The organism is Pseudomonas sp. P2S-1 (genome assembly GCF_057197725.1).
Genome location: NZ_CM170068.1, coordinates 6,368,616 through 6,387,706, shown reverse-complemented (window position 1 = coordinate 6,387,706; position 19,091 = coordinate 6,368,616). Strand labels below are relative to the sequence as shown.

Below are 19,091 nucleotides of genomic sequence, written 5' to 3'. Positions count from 1 at the left end.
CCCCAGCGGCGCCCTAGCCGATCAGGGCCGTCCAGTCGAACGTCGCCTTCGCTGGCTCCAGGCGCCGCCCGTGCGCCGCACTGCCCCACAGGCCGGCCCACTTGCTGCGCAAGGCCGCGAGGGCAGCCTCGTCTTCCGGCAACTGCCCCGGATGCACCACCTGCACCTGCGGCGTCCACACCGTCAGCAGACCGGCTTCAGCCACCTTCAGGCACAGGTCGACATCGGCCCAGGCATTGGCGAAGTCGCCTTCGTCCAGGCCGCCCAGGGCACGGAAGACTTCGGTACGAACCATCAGGCAGACTCCCGATACCGCCGGGTAGCCCTGCTCGACCAAGGCCTGGCCAAGATAGCCGCCCTCGTCCTTGCCCAGCCCGACATGGGCCGCCTGCACCCGACCATCGGCGCCGAGCATCAAGCCGCCCTGGCTGACCTTGCCGGCAGCATCCAGCAGCTTGGCACCGACCACACCGACCTCCGGCCGCTGCGCCTGGTTGAGCAACAGCTCCAGCCAGTTGGCGTTGACCACTTCGGCATCGGCATCCAGCAGCACCAGGTACTCACCCGCGGCCTCGGCACTGGCGGCGTTGATCAGGGCCGCCTCGCTCAGGCGCTGCGGGCTTTGCAGGACGCGCACGCGCCCGCCGAGTTGCTGCAGTTGCTCCAGCCATTGAAGGTGCTCAGGGGCCTGGCTGGCGTTGTCCGCGATCAGCACTTCATAGCGCAAGTAGCGGGTGCGCTGGAGAACGCTTTCCAGGCAACGCTGCAGCACCGCCTGGTTATCCTCGCTGCGCAGGATGATCGACACCTGCGGACGCTCCAGGTGGCGGTAGTCGATGCGCAGGGCACCCGGCTGCGGCGTGCTGACCTGGGCCTTGTAGCCACGGGCCGAGAGGTGCCGGGCCAGGGCCTGGCGCGCGTGATCGTTGTGTTCCAGCTCCGGGGTACGGCTGATCAGCACGGGCTCGTCGAGGTGGGCCAGGCCGTTCAGGCCACCCTTCTCGACCAGGCGCAGGAGCAGTTCGTATTCCAGGGCCTGGCTGAACTCGCTGGCGTAGCCACCGGCCTCCACCAGCACTTCGCGGCGCACCAGCCAGTGCCGCGCCATCAGCGCCGGCAGGCTTTGCAAAAGGTCCAGGTTGATCCCCGGGCGCAGCATTTCGCGCCAGGCACCACCGGCCACCTGCTGGATTTCATCCACGGCCACCGCGCGACAGTCCGGCGCGTCCAGCAATTCCAGGCCGGCACGCAGCAGGCCGGTAGCGGTGAACTCATCACCGGCCTCGGCCAGCATCAGCCAGTCGCAGGCGGTCTGGCGGGCGATCTGGTTGAGCTTGTCGACATAGTCGTCCTCGCTCACCCGCACGAAGTGCAAGGTGTTCTGCAAGGTCGTCGTCGCCGGCAGCGGCCCGGTGGTGAAGACAATGATGCGGAACGAACGGCTGATGCCGGACAGCAGGCTGTCGAAGGTCGCTTGCAGCTTGCTTTCGTCATTCTTCAGGTTGAGCAGGAGGATGCCGATCTGCGGCCCGCCCTGGTGCTGTTGCAGGTGCGCCAGGGCCGCCTCGCGGCTGGCTTCGTCAGGCTGGCGTGCCTGCAGCCAGTCGAGCAGGCGCCCGGACGGCTGGGCAGCGAGCAACTTCCGGCCGCCGTCGCTGTGCACGGCTTCCAGGCGACGTATCCATGCCTGCAGGATGGCAACGGCCTCGGATTCGTCCTGCTCATCCAGCAGGCCGGCGAGACGCTTGACCGCGGCCAGGTTGAACGGTGCCAGTTGCACCGCTTCGCGGGCCCGGGCGAGCTGGCTGCGCGGGGTGTCGTCGACCCGCCCTTCCAGCAGGCGCTCCTGCTTGAGCCAGATCGACTCCAGCTCTTCCAGTTGCAGGCGCCCCGCCGGCATGGCGTGCAGAAGAAACTCGATGTCATCCAGGTGATCGAAGAACGGCTTGTTGTAGAACGGCAGCTCGACGTACTGGTTGGCCAGGAACGAACGCTTCGGCGTTGCGCCCGGCCCGCTGATGGTGGACGAGAACAGTTGCTCGGCAGTCAGCGAGCGGCCGGCAGCCAGGCCTTCGTACATGAGCGCGAAGCACTGGTGGGCGAAGGCGCGCAAATCCTCGTGCTCGCCCTTGAGCGGGGTGTCCAGCCCGGCCAGCACACTGGCGAACTTCTCGCGGCCGGCCACCGACTCGGGGTCCGGCATGGCCAGGGCGAAGGTCACTTCGGTGTTGTGCTCGGAGGCCCCGTAGTTGGCCTCGCGCACCACGTAGGGAATCGCCAGCATGCGCGCCTTGGCGCTGGCCAGCAGGAAGTACACATGGCTGACTTCCAGCCACTCGAAACTCAGTTCGTCGGGAATCTGCCGGGCCCAGTCCTGCAGCAGCGCGGTGCGGGTCACGGCGTAGAACGGCGGGATGAAGGCATAGAGGTAATCGAGCACGCGCTGGCGCGGGTTGTCGCTGCCAAAGTCCTCGCGTTCGAGCTTCTTGTCACGGCGGTAGTAGCTGGTGAACCGGCCGGTCGCCAGGTACATCAGGTTGTAGCCGTGGCACATGCCGTAGTCCGGGTTCGCCTCGAGGAAGTCCAGGGACTGCCCGATGCCATCGGCCAGGATGAAATCGTCATCGGCCGCGAGGACCACGTAGGGCGTTGTGACCAGGCCCAGGCCATGCTTGATCTTGGCCTGGAAGCCGCGGTAGTTGAACTGCGGCAGGTGCCGGTAATCGACGTTCGGGAAGCGCGCGGCGATATCGCTGGCAGGCTCGGGCGACGAATCCAGGACCAGCAGCGTGCCGGGGAAGTCCTGGTAGTACTGCAGGGCACGACGCAGGAAGGCCGGGCGCTTGTGGGTCAGCATGACCAGGGTGAACTGGGGATTCGGGGCAGTGCTTGCGTGCATGGGGGTACCTGACAGGAAATTCTCGGTAAAGGTCGAAGGGCTTCAGCGCACCCGGCGCAGATAACCGTCCCGCGCCACGGTGATCAGCAGCTTGTCCTGCATCTGCTGGTCGATCTCGAAGTCGCTGGTTTCCTTCAGGTAGGCCCAGACCGCGGTTTTCGGGTTGTCACCGACGCCCCATGGACGATCCGGGAAGGCATCGGCCGGCATGTCCTCGACCACGGTGTCCATGACCACGCAGTAGCTGCCCTGCGACACCAGCGGCGCGTAGGCGCGCAGCTCGGCGAGCACGTGCTCGTGGGTGTGGTTGGAGTCCAGTACCACGATGACCTTCCTGCCCTCGGCCAGCGCGCGCACCTGCTCGATGATCGCCGGGTCGATGCTGGAACCCTGGATCATGCTGACGCGCTTGAACATCGGGTGGCTCTCGATGGCCTCGCGGTTGTGCGGGCGGATATCCAGGTCGATGCCCAGCACTTCGCCGTGGCCCTGCAATTCCAGCAGCGAGGCGTAGTAGAGGATCGAACCGCCGTGGGCGATGCCGCACTCGATGACCAGGTCCGGCTTGACCTGCCAGATGATTTCCTGCATCGCCAGCATGTCCTGGGGCAGCTGGATGATCGGTCGGCCCATCCAGGAGAAGTGGTAGGTGTACTTGTGTTTGGCCGACTTGTTGTAGAAGTCCTGGGCCAGATCCTTGAGCTGCTCGTCCTGGCCCTGGGCGGCGATTCCGGCCTGGCATTCGGCTTCGAAGGCTTTGATAACGTCAGTCATGATGCAGTCTCTATGGAAAGTCTTTGGAAAGCGTTGCGTCTGCCAGCAACGCCTGCAGGCGCCGGGCATCACCCCAGAACGCCATCGGCTCGTGGGCCGGATAAGGGTAGTGACCGAGGTTCAGGGCAATCGCCGAATGCCGGGCGGCGCAATGGCGCTCCACCAGGCTACGAACCGCTATCGGCTGGCCGCTGCAAATGTTGACCACGCCGCTGAAATCCGCGTGCTGCAACAGGGTCGCGAGATGCCCGGTGGCGGTCTCGATCGGCAGGAAGTCCCGCAGTTGCTCGCCACCGGACATGTCGAAGCGTTCCTGCCCGCCATCGATGGCCCGGTCCAGCGCCGCCAGCAAGCTGTTGGGGTTTTGCCCCTCGCCGTACAGGTAGAACAGGCGCGCCCACTGCAAGCGGAACGGCAACTGCTGGCGCAGGGTGTCGAGGAACAGGTGCAGGCTGTGCTTGGCCAGGCCGTAGGCGTTGCCAGGCCGGCATTCCAGGGTTTCGCCCAGCGGGCCGCTCTGCATGCCGTACTCGAAGCAGGTACCGGTGACCTGCACCCGCCCTACCCCGGCCTCGACGGCACGCTTGATGAAGGCGTAGTCGGCCATCAGGTTGTGTTCGAAGTGGAACAGGCCCTGGTAGTTGGGCAGGCCCGGCCAGGCCAGGTGGACCAGGGCGTCGATACCCTCGCACAGGGCGGCGACATCGGTGGCCGGATCATGGATATCGGCCGCGACGAACTCGACCTGGTCGAACCACGGCAGGGCCCGCGCCGGTTCTTCACGCCGGGCGACTGCACGCACCTGGCAGCCCCGGCCCAGCAATGCGGCGACCAGATGCCGGCCGACGAAGCCGGTGGCGCCGGTGACCAGCACATTCAGAGCGCTCACAGGACGGTCAGCTCTGGCACGGCGATCACGAAGCGTCCGCCCCACTCACGCACCAATGCCTGTTGCTCGCTGACTTCCTTGAGCAGGTTCCACGGCAGCACCAGCACGTAGTCCGGCTGCTCGATGGCCAGGCGCTCCGGGGCAACCACGGGAATGCGGCTGCCCGGGAGGAACTTGCCCTGCTTGTGCGGGTTGGCGTCGGCGACCCAGGCCAGCAGGTCGCCGCGCACGCCGGCGTAGTTGAGCAGGGTATTGCCCTTGGCTGCGGCACCGTAGCCGACCACGCGCTTGCCCTCGGCTTTGGCCTGAAGCAGGAAGCGCAGCAATCCGTGCTTGATCCGCTCGGCCGCCGGAGCCAGGGTCGAGTAGAAGTCGGCACGGGTCACGCCGATCCTGTCTTCCATCTCCAGCAAGGCCTGAACAGCCGGCAGCAGGGTTTGCGGACCGCCGTCGCGCTGGACGAAGACCCGCAACGAGCCACCATGGGTCGGCAGTTCCTGGACGTCGAAGATCTCCAGGCCGTTGCGCTGGCACAGGGTGCGTACCGCGGTCAGCGACAGGTAGGAATAGTGTTCGTGGTACAGGGTGTCGAACTGGTTCTCGGCCATCAGGCTGAGCAGATGGGGGAACTCGAAGGTGGCCACGCCGTTGGGCTTGAGCAGCGTGGCAAAACCACGGAGGAAATCGTTGATGTCCGGCACATGGGCGAGCACGTTGTTGGCCGCCATCAGGTCGGCACTCCAGCCCTCTTCCACCAGTTGCGCGGCGCTCTGCTCACCGAAGAACACCTCGCGGATCTCCAGGCCCTTGTCCCGCGCCGCCTGGGCGGTGCTGCGGGTCGGCTCGACACCGAGGCAGGGAATGCCGCGCCCGGCCACGTACTGCAACAAATAGCCGTCGTTGGCGGCAATCTCCACCACCCGGCTGTGTCCGTCGAGGCCGAAGCGCGCGCTCATCTCCTCGACGTACTGGCGGGCATGGGCCAGCCAGGAACTGGAGTAGGAGCTGAAATAGGCGTAGTCGGCATCGAACAGCGTGTCGGCGCGGGTGTAGTCCTCGGTCTGCACCAGCCAGCACTGCTGGCAGACGCCGACCTTGAGCGGCACCCAGGCCTCGGCGGCGGCCAACTGGTCGGCACGCAGGTAGGCGTTGGAAGGCGGCGCGGTGCCCAGGTCGATCAGGGGCAGGCTCAGCGCTGCGCCACAGCCACGGCAATTCATGCAGGCACTCCGGTGAAATGATGATCCAGCCAGGGATGGCTTTCATCCCGGGCCGACAGATTCTTGACAGGCAGCGGCCAGGCAATCGCCAGGCGCGGGTCGTGCACCGACAGCCCGCCCTCGCGACCCGGCGCATAGTCGGCGCTGTGCAGGTAGAGCAGCTCGGCCTCCTCGCTCAGCACCTGGAAGCCGTGGGCGAAACCGGCGGGGATCAGCAGGCTGCGACCGTCACCTTCCTTGAGGTGTTCGGCATGCCAGTGCAGGAAGGTCGGCGAGCCGGCGCGCAGGTCCACCGCCACATCCCAGACCTCGCCACGCAGGCAGGTGATCAGCTTGGCTTCCGGCTGCTCGCCCTGCTGGTAGTGCAGGCCGCGGACCGAGCCCGCGCCGAGGGTGCGCGAGTGGTTGATCTGGCGGATATGGAACGGCGTACCGAGGCCGTCCAGGCTGCCTTCGCAGAACAGCCGGGAAAACTGCCCGCGGGCATCGCCATGGCGCTTGTGCTGCACGTTGAACAGGCCGGCCAGCGGCAGGGCCTGGAGTTGCAGGTCGCTCACGACAGCTCCGCGTACAGGTTCAACTGATCGAGGGTGACCGCGCGCAGGTCGTCGCCGCGCTTCCACGCCAGATGCCATTGCAGGGTGTGCTCCAGGCATTCGCGCAGCGACCAGCGGGTGCGCCAGCCGAGCAATTGCCGGGCGCGGCCGCTGTCCAAGCGCAGCACGCCGGCTTCATGCAGGTCACTTGGCTCGACACGCATGCCCGGCGAATCCGGCCACTGCCGCGACAGGTGGGAGACCACATCGCCGACGCTGCACATATCGCCTTCGGCCGGACCGAAGTTCCACGCCCCGGAGAACGCCGGGCCTTCGGTGTACAAGCGGTGCGCCAGCAACAGGTAACCGGCCAGCGGCTCCAGGGCGTGCTGCCAGGGGCGCACGGCCTGTGGATAACGCAGGGTCACCGGGTGCCCGGCATCCCAGGCCTTGAGGACGTCGGGAATCAGCCGTTCGGCAGCGAAATCGCCACCGCCGAGCACGTTGCCGGCCCGCGCCGTGGCCAGGGCCAGACCGTGCTCGCCGTGGCTGGCCGGCGGGAAGAAGGATGCGGTATAGGACTGCGCCAGCAGCTCGCAACAGGCCTTGCTGCTGCTGTACGGATCGTGGCCACCCAGCGCCTCGTTCTCACGGTATGGCCATGGCCATTCCTGGTTGGCGTAGACCTTGTCGGTGGTGACCAGCACCACCGCACGCACGCCGCCCACCTGGCGGATCGCTTCGAGCAGGTTGAGGGTGCCCATCACGTTGCTGGAATAGGTGCCCAGCGGGTCGCGATAAGCCTCGCGTACCAGCGGTTGGGCGGCCAGGTGCAGGACGATTTCCGGCTGCGCCTCGGCGACCACTTCGAGCAGGGCGCCGAGGTCGCGCAGGTCGCCGCGGGCGTCCTTGATATCGCGACCGACCTGGGCCAGTTCATAGAGGTTCGGGCCCGCTTGCGGATCGAGGGCGAAGCCGGTGACTTCGGCGCCCATCTCGCGCAGCCAGAGGGCCAGCCAACTGCCCTTGAAACCGGTATGGCCGGTCAGCAGGACGCGCTTGCCTTCCCAGAAATCGGCGTTCAGTCCCACTGTTTCCATGGAGCCTCCCCACTCTGCCAGAGTTGTTCGAGATGGTTCTTGTCGCGCAGGGTATCCATCGGATGCCAGAAGCCATCGTGCTGGAAGGCGTTCAATTGGTCTTCGGACGCCAGTTGCGCCAGGGGCTCGGACTCCCAGGAGGTCTGGTCGTCGGCGATATAGGGCAGCACTTTGGGCGAGAGGACGAAGAAGCCGCCATTGATCCAACCGCCGTCGCCGCGGGGTTTCTCGATGAAGCCGGTAACCTTGTCGCCGTCACGCTGCAGGGCGCCGTAGCGGCCGGGCGGCTGCACGGCGGTGACCGTGGCGAGCTTGCCGTGGGCCATGTGGAAGTCCACCAGGGCACCGATATTCAGGTCGGAAACGCCGTCACCGTAGGTGAAGCAGAAGGCCTTTTCGTCCTCGACATAGCGTGCGGCGCGGCGCAGGCGGCCACCGGTCATGGTTTCCTCGCCGGTGTCGATCAGGGTCACGCGCCACGGCTCGCTGTAGTTCTGGTGGACGTCCATGCGATTGGCACGCATGTCGAAGGTGACGTCGGAGGTATGCAGGAAGTAGTTGGCGAAGAAATCCTTGATCGCGTAGCCCTTGTAGCCGAGGCAGATCACGAAGTCGTGGATCCCGTGGGCCGAGTACTGCTTCATGATGTGCCAGAGAATTGGCTTCCCGCCGATTTCGATCATCGGCTTCGGCTTCAGGTGCGACTCCTCGCTGATGCGGGTGCCCAGTCCACCGGCCAGAATTACTGCCTTCATGTCCTTCCCTCTCGTCGCGCCTGGCTACAGCGCGGGATTTATGGCGATGGGAGGGGGACTTGCAGGAAACGCGCCAGATTTGTACCGACTTTTCGGGCCTCATCGCTGCATGGGTATCTACACATCTCTAACGCCTTTGCCTCGGTAGCCAGCCAACAGCTTCATTTGCAAACGCGGCAAGCTCCTGAGGACTGTACTGCTCCAGCGTTTCTGTCATGGCTAACAGCATGTACAGCCCTGCCAATAACGCTGAAGCAGTCACAGGCTGGGATCGTTTCATCTGGCGGCCAGATAATCGCACCAGGAATGTTCGGGTTTGCTCGGCAAACTGACCCTCGGCACGCATCAATCGCCAAGCCACTGCACAGGCCTGACTTGCGATAAGCAGTCGTTTGAACACAGCCTCACCACTTTCCTGCTGCCAGCTTTCCAGCTGTTGCCCACCTTCCTTGAGCAGTTTGAAGTAGGACTCGATTCGCCACCGCCAGTAGTACCAAAGCGCAATCTGCTCAGCACTGGCTTTCCCGCCCACATTGCTCAGCAGATACCAAGTGGCTAAGAGTTCTCCCGATTCGCTCATGACCCGGCTGACAACCAGGCGCGCAGGAAGAGGATCTCCTGGCTGGCGGAGCTTGAATCGTTCTGCCCTGCTTTTGGCAGTTGGTTGGGCTTTTCGGGTCAGCACTACGTCTGTTTCTGCGACCCACTGTATCGCCGGCTTTCCCTTGAAAACGACGTCCCGAGCGGCTCTAAAGGACAGGTCTTCAGCGATGAGCTTCACTGAGCGCGATCGATCCTGGTACTTAGCCGTGGAGTTCATCCTGGCTCGCACCAGCCAAAGATGGTTGCCAGCTTGCAGTTGCCTCAGATGCCCCACCGAGTCTGCTTCTCGATCGACGATATGCACCAAAGGTTTGGCAAAGCCTTGCTGTTCAAGCCATGCAGCACGGTCCACCAACTCGTCCATGTGCTTGCCATGAGCAATGAGTTCATCAGTCCGGGTGCTGAGTATTCCATCCTTGAACGACAGGTTTTGAGCGGGTGTGCAGATGGGTGATCCATCACGATCACTCACCAGCAGGCTGCTTTGCAGTTCGTAACCGACATCGCCCTTATGGGTCATCTGCAGGCGATCAGTCTTGCTGTGGTGGTGCATGAAATTGATACGCGACCAGTCATGCATGACCAGTGCGTACTCATCGCAATCCTCGCTGCATCCCTCATGAGCCAATGCCAGCAAGGGTTTCACCAGATCACTGGGTTTAACCCGGTCGTTTCCCAGAAACCGCCACATGGCCTGTGTTTGCGAAAAGGCCCTGTCGCTACGCGGCAGGGCCTTCATTCCGGCGGCCAAGCCCGCCAGTGCGTTGGTATGTCCCATCACTAACTCGTCGTACCGCTTGATCAGTCGGGCATCGAGCCCGGTCATTTCGAATCCATGCGGTTCTTTTATAGACCATGATGGGAGTTGTGTAGATACCTATGCTCATCGCTGGCAAGCCAGCTCCCACAGCTCAACCGCGCCAGGCACAAATCCTGCGGCTGACTGAGGAACCTGTGGGAGCTGGCTTGCAAGCGATGAGGCCGGCACAGGCAATGCAAGTGCCCGCTCGGGCCAATCGCTGGCAACGCCAGCTCCCACAAGGTCCGTGTCGGGCGCAAATCCTATGGTCGACTCAGCTCCCACAAGGTCCGCGCCGGGCGCAAATCCTGTGGCCGACTCAGTAACCTGTGGGAGCCGGCGTTGCCGGCGATGAGGCCAGCACAGGCAATGCAGGTGCCCGCTCGGGCCAATCGCTGGCAACGCCAGCTCCCACAAGGTCCGTGTCGGGCGCAAATACTATGGTCGACTGAGGAACCTGGACTGCCCCCGAAAAGTTGGACAGCTTTAGCCAGCGGCCTGAGCCCTGTAATCGACGGGGCTTAGGCCATTTAGCCTCAGCTTGATGCGGTCATGGTTGTAGTAGCGGATGTACTCATCTAGGCCGGTGATCAGCTCTTCGACGCTCTCAAACCGTTTCAAGTAGAAAAACTCCGACTTGAGCGTGCCGAAGAAGCTTTCCATAGCGGCGTTATCCAGGCAATTCCCTTTGCGCGACATGCTCTGCTTTACGCCGCGCTGCTCAAGCTTTTCTCGGTATTGGCGCTGCTGATAATGCCACCCCTGATCAGAGTGAATGACCAGCTTCGGCTCCTTTCCCAAGCTACTCAGGGCTTTTTCCAGCATGTTCCCCACCAGCTCATAGCTGGGCCGGCGAGCGATCTCGTAGGCCACGATCTCACTGTTGTACAGGTCCATCACTGGTGAGAGGTAGAGCTTTTGCTGAGCCACTTTAAACTCGGTTACGTCAGTTACCCACTTCTGATTGGGCCGCTGGGCGATGAAGTTCCGCTCCAGCAGATTCTCGGCAATCCTGCCTACCTCTCCTCGATAGGACCGATATTTTTTAGGCCGCACTACCGCCTGCAAACCTTGGTCTGCCATCAGTCGCTCCACAACCTTCTTGTTCACCAGGACGCCTTGATTCTTGATCGCCAGCGTCACGCGCCGATACCCATAGAGCCCTTTTTCCTTGTGATAGACCTGACTCACTAGTTCTTTCAGATGGGCGTGTTTATCCGGCCTTTGAAGGCTTTTGAGCTGGTAATAGAAGGTGCTGTTCGACAACTCAACCAAGTCCAGCAACGCTGACAGCGGGAACCGGGTTCGGAGTCTGGAAACGATCAGCGTTTTTTCTCTTGCCTTCGCTCCTTCTCCTCTCTCAAAGCCTTCAGCTCCTTTAGGACAGCGTTCTCCATGCGCAGATACTCGAGTTCCGCCATGAGCTGATCTCGTGGCTTCAGCGCGTCGTCGGTATCAGTGGGTTTGAGTGGCTTAATCTTCTTGGACACGTCGGTAGGCTTTTTTCGTTGAGAGGCAGAGGAGGCAAGGTTGCCACTGTAGTACTGGTCCTCCCAAATGCCTATCCGAGAGGACTGGCCCAAGCCAAAATGCGCTGCCGTTTGACGCAGGGAAAGCCGGTGCTCGCGCATGTGCTGCACAACTCTGCGCTTGAAGTCGATGTGGTAGCGCTGACTATGAGGTATGGAACTGATAGTGGAGCGAGCTTTGTAGCTGGCCACCCAGCGCCTCAGCAGGCTGAAATCGATGTTGAAATGCTGGGCTACCTTTCGAAAACCATCACTGCCCTCTAGATAGGCAGTGATGGCTGCCAGCTTGAACTGTTCGGTGTACTTCATAACTCCCCCAAGGGTTGGATTAGTCTCCAATTTCTTGGGGGCAGTCCAACCTGTGGGAGCCGGCGTTGCCGGCGATGAGGCCAGCACAGGCAATGCAGGTGCCCGCTCGGGCCAATCGCTGGCAACGCCAGCTCCCACAAGGTCCGTGTCGGGCGCAAATACTATGGTCGACTGAGGAACCTGTGGGAGCCGGCGTTGCCGGCGATGAGGCCGGCACAGGCAATGCAAGTGCCCGCTCGGGCCAATCGCTGGCAAGCCAGCTCCCACAAGGTCCGTGTCGGGCGCAAATCCTGTGACCGGCTCAGTACGGCAATGAGGCCATCAACAGCACCCCATCACCCCGGCATCCAGCCGTCATACCAGACCTGCACATGCTCCGGCCGCAACACATAGTTGCGCATCACCTCGTCATGCAACTGGTCACCCATGCGGTAGCTGGCCTCGGGGTCGGCCAGGTGCATGCGGATCGCCTCCAGCCATTCCTCGGTGGAGTTGCTCTTGACCCGGGTACACGGCAGGTAGCCCCGATAGGCCGCGGTGTCGGTGACGATCACCGGATAGCCGCAGGCACCATACTCCAGCAGCCGCAGGTTGCTCTTGCAGTCGTTGAAGATGTGGAATTCCAGCGGCGCCAGCGCCAGGTCCAGGTTGAGGCTGGACAGCTTGGCCGGATAGGCACCCAGGCCCACCGGCGCGTGGAACTCATGGATATACGGACGCAACGCCGGCGGGCACATGCCGAAAAAGACCCACTCCACTTCGTTGGCCAGGGTCTTGATCACCTCGGCAATCACTTCCAGGTCACCGGTGTGGCTGGTCCCGCCACCCCAGCCGACCCGCGGCTTGCTGGACGTGCGGCGCTGGGCACGGCGCCCGACCCAGAGCTCCTCGGCGAGCATGTTGGGCAGTACGCGGATGTCCTTGTGGGTATCGCTCAAGGCGTCGGCCAGTGGCTCGGTCGAGACGACGAGACGGTCACAACGGGCGATACCGCGACGCAACGAGCCTTCGAGATCGCGCGGGGTGTGCTTGAGGTGGCCGTTCTTCTTCGGCACCTTGATCACGTAGTCATCCAGCTCGTAGATCACGAAGCCCTTGGAGTAGGTCTTCAGGCGCTCGATTTCCTTGATGAAACCTTCGGTGTAGCGCCCCTGCAGAATCGCCACGTCCGGCGCGCTGCGGGCCAGTTCGACGTTGCTGGGGATCTCGAAGTATTGGTGCTGGGTCACCCAGCCCGCCGCTTCCAGCTCGGTCAGCGGCTTGATCACCCGGTAATGCCCGACCGCGGTCTTGTTCATCGGCAAGGCGAGGATATGCGGCAGCGAACGGCCGACGAAAGGCATCCAGCCCTCCCTGAGCCCCGGCTCCAGGCGGAAAGCCGATTCCTTCAGCGACAGGTTGACGTTGTACGCCGGGTCGCGGGCAATCATCGGCATCCACGCCTGCTGGAAGGCCTGGTGCTGCTCGACCAGTTGCACCTGGCGCTGCGCCTCCTCCTCCGCGTCCGGGGCCGGCCCGGCCGGGCGGTCCAGGACCAGGCGCGCGCGGGGCGTCCAGACACTGAGATAACCGGCCTGACGCATGCGCAGACCCAGGTCGACATCGCTGAACGCAATGCTGAAGGCGGCGTCATCGAGCCCGCCCAGTTCGAGGAACAGTTGCTTGCGCACCAGCAGGCAGTCGGCACCCAAGGCGGAATAGCTCTGCGCCACCTGCAACCGTTGCATATAGCCGCCGGCCTCGGTCGGCTCGCCCATGAACGGCGAATGGACCGCGCCGCGCAGGCCGAGAATGCCGCCGGCATTGACCACCAGGCCGTGGGCGTTGACCAGTTCGCCGCCCACCATGCCGACCTCCGGGCGCTGGCCATGGGCAAGCAGTTCGTCCAGCCAGTTTCCATCGGTGACCACGGTGAAGACGTCGAGCATCAGCAGGTAGTCGCCCGCAGCTTCCCGGGCAGCCAGGTTCTGCTGGGCCGCGAAGGAGGTTTGCGCTTCCAGCGTCAACACCCGCAGGCGCGCGCCCATCTGCGCCATGGCCGCCAGCCAGGCACGGGATTCCTCGCGCTGGCTGGCATTGTCGATCACCAGCACCTCGTAGTTGGCGTACGCGGTGTTGCCAAACACGCTTTCCAGGCAGCGTTCCAGCGCTGCGACCTGGTCGCGGAAGCTGAAGACCAGAGTCACCAGTGGCCGGGTCGGGTGCAGGTAGCGAATCTGGTTGATCGCACTGCCCGCCTCGTTCTCCAGGCGGTAATCGCGGCCCAGGCGCCGCAGATGCGCGTCCAGCACCCGAGGGTTTTCCGCAATCACCGCCGGCGAGGACAACCATGCGGCGAAGCCGAAGGCCGACTCCACCAGCACCTCGGGCACATGCTCGATCACCTGCGGACCGTGGCTTTCGACCAGGCGCCAGAGCAGGTCGTGGGGCGCCAGCTCCTGGTAACCACCAGCAAAACCGCCCGCCGCCAGGTAGTGGTCACGGGAGAAGGCCAGAGCGCGACCGGTGAACGGATAAGCGCGCTGCAGATCGAGGTTGAAATCGGGCTTGAACACCGGCCCGCTGGAAACCCCTTCATCATCCAGACAGCCCTCGTCACCATACAGGCAGGCGATATCGCCGATCCGCACGATGCGCTCGGCCATCAGCATGAGGCTGAACTCGCTGAGACGATCACCCGCCCGCAGCAGATAGAACCAGTCGATGCCCTCCAGTTCGGGGAGCAGTTCGTTGAGCTGCTGCGCCCAGTCGTCGTGGAGCTGGCGACTGATCAGGCGTTCGTCGAGGTCCGCCGGCAGCCGGCCGGTGCCCAGCAACAGGGTACTGGCGGCGCCATAGCTTTGACGCTGAATGCTGTCGAGGGTGCGCTGGCGTGCCTGGCTGTCGCCCTCGGCGTCGAGCACCACCACGGCGATGCGCGGACGCGATGGCCAGTGCTCGCTGAGGCGCATCAGGCGCGTCAGTACCAGCGGATCCTGACGGCAACCGAGCCATTCCTGGTACAACTCGCCGAAAGTATCGCTGTTGTTGCCGACATGGGATTCCTGGATCGCCTGCAGGCTACGCAGGACATGGACCAGGTACAGGTTTTCCCAAACCCGCTCGGCCCGCTGGCTGTCCACCGGCAGCACATGGATCCTGACCCAGCCGGAGAAGGTCTCGGTCGCTGGCGGACGCGCGGCGAACATGCTGCGCAGCCATTGCATTTCGGTGGCACGGGCCGTTTGCAGATCGGCCTGGCGGCTCAACTGGTCCGGATGGATGCGCTCGATGCAGTTGACCTGGGCGGTCACCGCGAGGTTGCCACGCCGCAGCAGGCAGACGAACAGGGCGAAGTGGATATGGCCATGGAAACCCGCCTCGACCAGCGCCGGCAGCAGTTCGCCAAGGTCGTTGGCGCGCATCAGGGTGTTGCTGAACCCGCCGATGAAATTCAGCGGGTTGCTTTCGAAGAAGTCCAGCAGGTCATTGCCGTGATAGACCGTGGCGCCCAGGGTGAACCAGCTGTTTTCCAGGCGCTGGGAAAGGGAGAAATCCTCGCCGTCGAGCAGACTGCGGCGCGTGGTGACCAGGCTCACATCGTCGTTGGCGAGGAACAGTTGCAGCTCGCTGCTGACGCAGTCGGCCATCAGCCGGTCGTCATCGCAAAGGAACTGCACATACTCGCCCCGCGCCAGCTCCAGCCCCGCCAGCAGGTTGCGTGGCAGGCCCAGGGGCTGCGGGTTGCGCTGGTAGTACAGCGGGCAACGGGCCAGGGGCTCCAGTTCGTCGACGATGGCCTTGATCTCGTCGTCACTGCCTTCGTCGCAGACGATGACTTCGAGGTTGTCGTGGTTCTGCGCCATGGCGCTGACCAGGGCCGCCCGGAAATAACGGGCGTTGTTGGCGAGGAGGACGAGGCTGACAAGGGGCGCTGGATTCACGATCAAGACTCTCGACCAGTGACTGCCCTCGGTTGGATCGGAACAGCCTGGCACGTGGGGAATGGCGGCTGTGCCGCGCCGCGCACGTCAGGGCGTGCGCGGCGCCAGCGCAGGTTTACAGGCTGTTGAACAGGCTCAACTGGCTGATCCGGCTGAAGGCCATCTGCGAGGCCTGGAGCATGGTTTGTTGCAGGGTCAGGCGGGTCATCACCTCGGCCGGATCCGAGTCCCGGATCGACGACTGGGTGCTGGAGTTGGCGATGCTCAGGCTTTCGTTGGCCAGCTCCTGCAGGTCCAGGGCCTTGCCCCGGGCACCGATGGAGGTGACGGTGTAGCCCAGCTGGTCCTGGCCACTGGTGATGTTGGCGAGGGCCGAATCGAGGCTGGCGCGCAACTGCTGCTGGGCCACCGGGTTGCCGTCCACGGGTGTCGACAGGGCCTGGCGCAACTGGCTGACGGTGTCCAGGATGTTCTGGGTCTGGTGCTTGTTCACCGTGACGCTGTACTGGTCGCTGTCACTCGGGGTGGCGTTGAAGTTGAAGGTGACGCCGGCCGCGGTAAGGCTGGTGGCCCCCGCGGCCAGGGTACCTTCGGCCACCGGACGGCTGTCGGCGCTCATCGGCTGGGCATACAGCGCGTAGGCGCCGCCGGTGCCGAACTTGATAACCGCGCCGTTTTCCGGGAAGGCCTTGGCGTACAGCGCCGGGTCAGCCACCGAAGTGCCGGTGATCTGGGTGCTGGAAGTGTTGCCCGGGCTGCGGGTGCCGTTGACCTCGTCAGGCTTGGAGGCCAGGGTGAAGCTGTGCCCGGTCAGCAGCGCGGTGCTCTCGCCATCCTTGAGGTTGACGTTGAGCTTGAGGTCGACACCACGGAAGGTCACGGCGATGCTGCCGGTGGTGTTCGGATCGATCACCCCGGCGGCGGTGGCTTCACTGGTGTAGTCGTTGCCGGCCGCGTCCTTGATCGAGAACTGGGTCGGGCTGACCATGGTGATGGTGTACGGCTCGTTGGCGCGGAACGCGTCGTTGTACCCGGTGTTGGCCGAGACCTGGCCATTGGACAGGGTCATGCGCACGTCGGCGGCATTGGCCGGGGCGGTCAGGGTGGTCTGGGTACGACTGGTGTTGATCGCCTGCTGGAAGGTCGAGAAGCCGGTGTCGTTGCTGGCCATGGTCAGCATGTCACCGACCTGCAGTTGCAGCTGGGTGTTGTCGCCCTGGTAGGCGTAGGTGCCATCGCCATTGCGCACGAACGGCTGGGTCTCGCCCTTGGACCCGGAGAACAGGTACTGGCCGTTCTCGTCGCGGGTGTTCATCAGGCTGAACAGCTGTTCTTCCAGCTTGCCCAGCTCGGTGGCGGTGGCCTTGCGCTCGGTGTCGCCGTAGGTGGCGTTACCGGCCGCCAGCGCCAGCTCGTTGACGCGCTGGAGAATGGTGTTGATCGAGCCCAGAGTGGTCTCGGCCTGGCTCAGGCTGTTGCGCACCGAGGTGGTGTTGGTCGCGTACTGGCCAAGCAGCGAGCTCTGGTGTTCGAGCTGCAACAGGCGCGCCGCGCCCACCGGATCGTCGGCGGCGGTGCGCACGCGGATCAGGTCGCTGGCTTCCTCGCCGGTCTTGACGACGTTGGAATAGTTGCGCGAGTAGTTGGCGGTACTGGATTCGTAGTACTGGGAAGTGGAAATACGCACGGTCTACGTCTCCTTTAAAGTGAACCGATCAAGGTGTCGAACATTTGCTGCGCCGCCTTGATGATCTGCGACGATGCCGTGTAGTACTGCTGGTACTTGACCAGGTTGGCGGCCTCTTCATCCAGCTGCACACCGGACAGGGAATCGCGGGAAGCCTTGGCCTGGGTCAGGATGGCCGAAGTGGCCGCGCTGTCCATTTGCGCCTGCTGGGTCTTGGCACCGACGCTTTCCACCAGCTTGCCGTAGGCATCGGTGAGGCTGACGCCCTTGGTGGCGCTGCCGACGTCGACGGTCTGCTTGTTCTGCAGCTCCAGCAGGCTCAGGCCGTTGCGGTTATCCGAAGACGCCGCGCCGGTCAGGGCCACGCTGAAGCTGTCGTTGGTCTTCGGCGCGCCGCTGACCTCCATGGTGAAGCTGAAGGTCTTCTGCACATTGTTGCCGTCGAGCACGGGTGCGCCGCTGGCATCGACCATCGGCACATTGATCTGCAGCTTGTTGCTCTGCCCCGGCAGGAAGGTACCGTTGCCGATGGAGTTACCCTTGGAATCCACCACCTGGTAGGTCTGCGGGGTGACACTGCTGTCGCCGAAGACCAGGCGTACCGGGCTCGAATACTTGATGCCGTTCTGCAGTTCCAGGCGCTGGGCCGGGTCGGCAACGTCGAGGACCGAGGTCAGCACCGGCTGGGTGATGACGCCGGTGCCGGTGTTGCTGCCGCCAGCGGTGGCGGTCAGCGGCGCGGCCATGGCCAGTTTCTTCGAGTCGGTCATGACCACGTCGAGTTTGGCCGCGCCATTGCGGGTCGGGGTGATCTTGAAGCTGTCACCGGCACTCAGCGCGCCGCCGTTGAGATTGAGGCTGAAGCCGTCGATCACCGGGGCCGGGTCGGTAGTCAGGTCGAAGGTGCCCATGCTGGTGTTGTCCGGCAGCTTGCGCACGGTGTAGCTGGTGGCGCTGGTGAAGGTCACCTGGTAGTCGCTGGTGCTGAGCAGGCCGGTGTCCTTGATCACCACATTGAGGTTGCCCGAACCGGCGCTGTTGCCGGCCATGGCCAGGCTGCGCCCGGCCATGTCGGCGGCGCTGTTGATATCGTTGAACAGGGCCGAGCCGAACTCGCCGTTCTTGTCGATACCCTGGGCCAGCTGGGTATTCATCCTGTCGGCCATGACCAGGGCCAGGCGACCGATCTCGTTCTGCGCCGGGATCAGGGTTTCCTTGCGATAGCGCAGCAGGCCGCCGATCTCGCCACCGGTGAGGGAGTTGGTCACGTCCACGGTGGTGTTGTTGTAGGCCAGCTTGATCGACACCTGGGTCGGGTCGGTAGTGCTGGTCACCACGCTCAGGGCGTTGACGCTGGTGCCAAGGACCAGCGACTGGCCGTTGGCCAGGGTCACGTCGATATTGCCGTTGCGGTTGGTGGTCTGCACCCCGACCAGCTCGTTGAGCTGGCGGATGGTTTCGTCACGCTGGTCCATCAGGTCGTTGGGCTGGCCATTGACCGCGCCGACCTTGGCAATCTGTTCGTTCAACGAGGCAACGGTCTTGGCCAGATTGTTGACCTGCTCGCTCATCGACTTGAGGTTGCCGTTGATGTTCGCGTTCTGTTCCTTGAACTGCGCGCTGATGGTGTTGAAGCGGTTGGCCAGGGCTTCGGCGTTGGTCAGCAGCAGTTGGCGCGAGGCATCGTCGTTGGGCTTGGCGGACAGGCCCTGCAACGCCGTGAAGAAGTTCTTCAGGGCTCCGGTGACGCCGGTGTTGGCGTCGGACAGCAGGTTGTCCACCGAGGTGATCTGGCTCAGGTAGGACGCGGCATCGCTGTTCAGCGAGGTGCTGGTCTGCAACTGGTTGTCGAGGAAGGCGTTGTACACCCGGCGCACGTCGGCCAGGGTGGTACCCGAGCCAATGAACACCTGGCCATAGCGGATCGAGCCGGCCGTGGTCTGGACGTTCTGCTGGCGCGAGTAGCCGGCAACATCGGCGTTGGCAATGTTGTTACCCGTGGTATGCAGGCCCGACTGGGCGGCCCCAAGTCCCGACATCCCGATGCTGATCAAACTGGCCATGGTTC

Annotated in this window: 12 protein-coding genes; all 12 read right to left on the bottom strand. The window is 63.8% G+C overall.

Annotation, left to right across the window (positions count from 1 at the left end):
* Positions 1-13: 13 nt before the first annotated feature.
* The gene (locus tag AC2CQI_RS28765; protein ID WP_484578599.1) at positions 14-2,899 is read right to left on the bottom strand and encodes a TIGR00180 family glycosyltransferase; all 2,886 of its coding nucleotides are present in this window, start codon (positions 2,897-2,899) and stop codon (positions 14-16) included.
* Positions 2,900-2,941: 42 nt separating this feature from the next.
* The gene (locus tag AC2CQI_RS28760) at positions 2,942-3,673 is read right to left on the bottom strand and encodes a cephalosporin hydroxylase family protein (RefSeq protein ID WP_484578598.1); all 732 of its coding nucleotides are present in this window, start codon (positions 3,671-3,673) and stop codon (positions 2,942-2,944) included.
* 10 nt (positions 3,674-3,683) lie between these two features.
* Complete coding sequence (locus AC2CQI_RS28755; protein WP_484580681.1) at positions 3,684-4,553, bottom strand: NAD-dependent epimerase/dehydratase family protein; 870 nt, start codon at positions 4,551-4,553, stop codon at positions 3,684-3,686.
* A gap of 5 nt (positions 4,554-4,558) precedes the next feature.
* Positions 4,559-5,782 (bottom strand): methyltransferase domain-containing protein, encoded by a 1,224-nt coding sequence (locus tag AC2CQI_RS28750; RefSeq protein ID WP_484578597.1) that lies wholly within the window; start codon positions 5,780-5,782, stop codon positions 4,559-4,561.
* A complete protein-coding gene (locus AC2CQI_RS28745; RefSeq protein ID WP_484578596.1) occupies positions 5,779-6,339 on the bottom strand; it encodes a dTDP-4-dehydrorhamnose 3,5-epimerase family protein in 561 nt (186 codons plus the stop codon). Before AC2CQI_RS28745 ends, AC2CQI_RS28750 begins: the two co-directional genes overlap by 4 nt.
* Entirely contained in the window at positions 6,336-7,418 is a 1,083-nt protein-coding gene (rfbG, locus tag AC2CQI_RS28740; protein ID WP_075802669.1) for a CDP-glucose 4,6-dehydratase, read from the bottom strand. Before rfbG ends, AC2CQI_RS28745 begins: the two co-directional genes overlap by 4 nt.
* A complete protein-coding gene (rfbF, locus tag AC2CQI_RS28735) occupies positions 7,400-8,173 on the bottom strand; it encodes a glucose-1-phosphate cytidylyltransferase (RefSeq protein WP_075802670.1) in 774 nt (257 codons plus the stop codon). The genes rfbG and rfbF overlap by 19 nt, the downstream gene beginning before the upstream one ends.
* Before the next feature lie 127 nt (positions 8,174-8,300).
* Positions 8,301-9,602: a transposase gene (locus AC2CQI_RS28730; RefSeq protein ID WP_484578524.1), complete on the bottom strand. Its 1,302-nt coding sequence runs from the start codon at positions 9,600-9,602 to the stop codon at positions 8,301-8,303.
* Positions 9,603-10,061: 459 nt separating this feature from the next.
* A protein-coding gene (locus AC2CQI_RS28725) for an IS3 family transposase (RefSeq protein WP_484577124.1) occupies positions 10,062-11,413 on the bottom strand; the annotation gives its coding sequence in 2 pieces (ribosomal slippage) (positions 10,062-10,933 and positions 10,933-11,413; 1,353 coding nt in all).
* Positions 11,414-11,748: 335 nt separating this feature from the next.
* Complete coding sequence (locus AC2CQI_RS28720; RefSeq protein WP_484578595.1) at positions 11,749-15,336, bottom strand: glycosyltransferase; 3,588 nt, start codon at positions 15,334-15,336, stop codon at positions 11,749-11,751.
* Positions 15,337-15,451: 115 nt separating this feature from the next.
* Complete coding sequence (locus tag AC2CQI_RS28715) at positions 15,452-17,023, bottom strand: flagellar hook-associated protein 3 (RefSeq protein ID WP_075802671.1); 1,572 nt, start codon at positions 17,021-17,023, stop codon at positions 15,452-15,454.
* Positions 17,024-17,037: 14 nt separating this feature from the next.
* Positions 17,038-19,086, bottom strand: a complete 2,049-nt coding sequence (flgK, locus tag AC2CQI_RS28710) for a flagellar hook-associated protein FlgK (RefSeq protein ID WP_075802672.1) — start codon at positions 19,084-19,086, stop codon at positions 17,038-17,040.
* Positions 19,087-19,091 lie beyond the last annotated feature (5 nt).